The sequence below is a fragment of the Phaeobacter sp. QD34_24 genome (genome assembly GCF_028890115.1).
Classification (GTDB): domain Bacteria; phylum Pseudomonadota; class Alphaproteobacteria; order Rhodobacterales; family Rhodobacteraceae; genus Phycobacter.
On sequence record NZ_JARCJD010000053.1, the window covers coordinates 1 to 1,690 of the forward strand.

The following is a 1,690-nucleotide window of genomic DNA, read 5'->3' on the forward strand; positions in this document are numbered from 1 at the left end:
GAGGCTGTGTGAAAACTCCCTTGCTGATCTGAATGATGGTATGATTTCTGCATTCGGTGCGGAGGCATTTTATGGGTCAGTTTATTGAGGGCATTGATCGACATCAGGCGATGTTGCTGCCTGAATGCCTTAACGACTACGTGGGTGAAGACAGCGCAGTTCGAGCGATTGATGCGTTCGTTGAGATGCTTGATCTTGCCGTGCTGGGCTTCAGCGCGTCGCCCGCTGCGACGGGTCGACCCGGCTATCATCCGGGGCTGATGCTGCGAATTTACCTGTACGGCTATCTCAATCAGGTCCAGTCATCGCGGCGATTGGAGCGTGAGTGCGGGCGCAACTTGGAGCTCATTTGGCTGACGGGCCGTTTGAAGCCGGACTTCAAGACAATTGCGGACTTCCGCAGGGATAACGGCCCCGCGATCCGCAAGGTCTGTCAGCAGTTCGTCGCGCTATGTCGCGACATCAACCTGCTGGATGGGACCCTCGTTGCTATCGATGGCAGCCGGTTCAAGGCGGTGAATGCGAAGGCCAAGAACTACACGCGTGGCAAGCTGCGTCAGAAGCTGGGCGAGATTGACAAGGCGATTGAACGATATCTGGGTGAGTTGGATCGCGCCGACGAGGTGTTTGAGCAGACCGGAACGGTATTGCCCGAAGCGCGCATGGAACGCACCCTGCGAAAGCTGGAACATCTGCAAAAGGAAGCCTGTCGCTACAGATCGATCGAGAGACGCATGGATGAAACGGGCGAGGCACAGGTGTCGCTGAGTGATCCCGATGCGCGCTCCATGGCGACAACGTCCCGCATGCCGCGCGTCGTGGGATACAACGTCCAAACGGCGGTGGAGGCAGATAACCACCTTATCGTCGCCCATGAAGTCACCATGCAGGGTTATGACAGGGATGCTTTGTCGATGATGGCGGTGGCCGCCCGCGATGCGATGGCCACAGATCAGATCGAGGTCATCGCGGACAAGGGGTACTACAAGAGTGAAGAAATCCTGGCCTGCGAAGAGGCCGGTATCGCGGTCGTTGTCCCCAAACCTCAAACATCGAATGCTGGTGCGCGCGGGCAGTTCGACAAAGCCGATTTTGCCTACGACGCTGCGGCTGACGCTTACATCTGCCCGGCAGGCCAACAACTGATCTATCGGTTCACGGGTCAGCAAGACGGCAAAGCGATCCGGACCTACTGGTCCAGCCACTGCGAGGGTTGCGTGCTCAAATACAAATGCACGAACAGCAAAGAACGTCGCATCCGTAGGTGGGAACATGAAGATGTTCTGGAACGTGTTCAACAGCGCCTGGACAAGGATCCCACCCAACTGGCTGTGCGCAGCATGACGGTCGAACACCCCTACGGCACGATCAAGTCATGGATGGGTGCGACGCACTTCAAGATGAGGCGGCTGAAAAACGTCGCCACCGAGATGGCCCTGCACGTTCTTGCCTACAATATGACCCGCGTCATGAAGATCATCGGCATCCCAGCCCTGATTGCCGCGATGAGGGCCTAATCCGCGATGCTTTGGCAAAAACGGCTTCTTGAAAAGGGAAACTGACCCAGAGCGCCGCAGAGGCGGAATCCTGGCCGAGCCTGAAGTTTCCAATTGAACCGATTGGCAAATCACGCTCCAAGACCCAAACTCGGGGAAAGCTGGGCAACACCAGCCAGTTTCCACACAGCCTC

Annotated in this window: 1 protein-coding gene; it reads left to right on the top strand. The window is 57.1% G+C overall.

Annotated elements, in window-relative coordinates:
* The first annotated feature begins 71 nt into the window (after positions 1-71).
* A complete protein-coding gene (locus tag PXK07_RS18570) occupies positions 72-1,517 on the top strand; it encodes an IS1182 family transposase (protein ID WP_065331940.1) in 1,446 nt (481 codons plus the stop codon).
* Positions 1,518-1,690 lie beyond the last annotated feature (173 nt).